The 1,779-nt window shown below is 28.8% G+C and carries 2 protein-coding genes; both read left to right on the top strand.

Translation table 4 applies throughout. From position 1 onward, the window contains the following. The coding region (locus C4B24_RS04705) for an ATP-binding protein (protein ID WP_131599624.1) at positions 1–757 on the top strand (757 nt) is incomplete at its 5' end. Continuing rightward, positions 750–1,779, top strand: a 1,030-nt coding sequence (locus tag C4B24_RS04700) for a hypothetical protein (RefSeq protein WP_131599623.1), incomplete at its 3' end; no start/stop codon positions are given. The genes C4B24_RS04705 and C4B24_RS04700, both read left to right, overlap by 8 nt.

The following is a 1,779-nucleotide window of genomic DNA, read 5'->3' as shown; positions in this document are numbered from 1 at the left end:
AAATATTATAGATAACAATACAAGAATAATTAAATCTAGTGCTGGTAAAACTTTCCTAAACTCATTGGAAGGCGGTTATGAAGAATTAGATTTACTGATAGAAGGTATAAAGTTAGGTGTTATAAAATCTTCTTTTTTCTTTGGTAGTCCAGGAACTGGGAAAACTTCTTTTGCAAAAGATTTAGCGAAGTTAACAAATTATACTTTCGTAAATCTCAACATTTCTGAAATAGTGGATTCTCGCTTGGGAGAAAGCATTAAAAATTTGGAGATGTTTTTTAAAAAAAATATCTCAGAAGAGAAAATACTTTTCATTGATGAGGCAGATTCTCTTTTTACTAAAAGAGGAACAACTAATGATGTTTTTGAGATGGAGCGGTTATTGACTGTGATGCTGCAAGTAATGGATCAAAAAAGAAAGGCAGTGATAATCTTTGCTTCTAACCTCATAGATAGGATAGATAAGGCGATTTTAAGAAGGTTTGATATGTTGATAAATTTTGATAAATTCAGAATTGATATTGATAAAGCTATACAAAATTCAGAAATAGTAAACGAGTGAGAGCTTACAAATTCAGAAATGAAACAAATTTCAAAATATATAAAAGAAATACATAACCCGAGAATGTACGATATTGATGCATTGACTAAGAAATATCTGATTAATAGCAAATTGGAAAAAGTTGGAAAAAAATATTCTAACTCAATAAAAGAATATATTTTACAAATTAATAAAGAAAGAAGTGAAAATGAATAAAATTTTAAGATTAAAAATCGATACCAAGTACCTACGCAAGACTGGTGGCGGATCAGATAAATATGAAGAACCAAAAAATTTATTAGGGCATTATGAATTATTAAACTCATTGAAGAACATTGATGCATATCAAGGCATTCGAGCTTTCTCTCTTTTAAATAAAAAAACCAAAAGTATTGTTGAAGGTGATGTGCCCTTAATACCAGCGCCTAGAAAAAGATTTGTTGAGGATATGAAATTTGTTTTTGGTCAAAATAAATTAAATTATAGTACAACATTCTTTTCTGCAAATGATAAAAACCTCCACTTTATATATAACTTGGGTTATGACCAAATAGAGGAAGCTATAAGACGTTTAGAGACTTTGGAAGAACTTATAAAAAAACACAATACCCCCTCTTCTAATATTGGGCACTTTTTTAAATTATTAGTAGGGAAACACAAAGAAGAATTAAGACAAGATATAGGAATAATCTCGAAAGAAAGAAAAATAAGTAATTTTACATCAACAAAAATTACGAAGTATCTCTCAAATCAATCGTCGCAATTTTTATCTTTTAAACCTCTAACAAAAAAAATAGTGTTGGAAAACGAATCAGCAGAATTAACTTTTTCTTCAATAGATATTGCAGAAATTGCAGCTCAAAAATTAAGCACTCTAAAAATAAATATAATTCAGAATAAAGGGGACGATAAATTAATTATAAATGGAACCATTTCGGAAGAAAGCAACCTAAATTTAAATGGGGTTATAAGTTACAACAAAGATAGCTCTTTATTAAGAGAAAAACAAAACAAAAATGATTCAAATGAAGAAATGAATTTTACCAACAATGATTCGATAGAAACTGTCGTAGGGGTTATTGATGGGGGTATTTCCGATGGAATTGTTAAGGATTCTCTTTATAAATATGAAGATAATATTACATTAGGAATTGGGGATAAAATTTCAAGGGGTACTCACGCAGAAGAAGTAACTTCTTTAATTTTATTCGCTGATGAACTTTCAGATAAAACAAACG

The sequence above is a fragment of the Mycoplasma marinum genome (assembly GCF_004335975.1).
In the GTDB taxonomy this organism is placed as follows: domain Bacteria; phylum Bacillota_I; class Bacilli_A; order Mycoplasmatales; family Metamycoplasmataceae; genus Mycoplasma_K; species Mycoplasma_K marinum.
The sequence above is the reverse complement of the archived record's forward strand: the minus strand, read 5'-3'. Positions and strand labels throughout refer to the sequence as shown.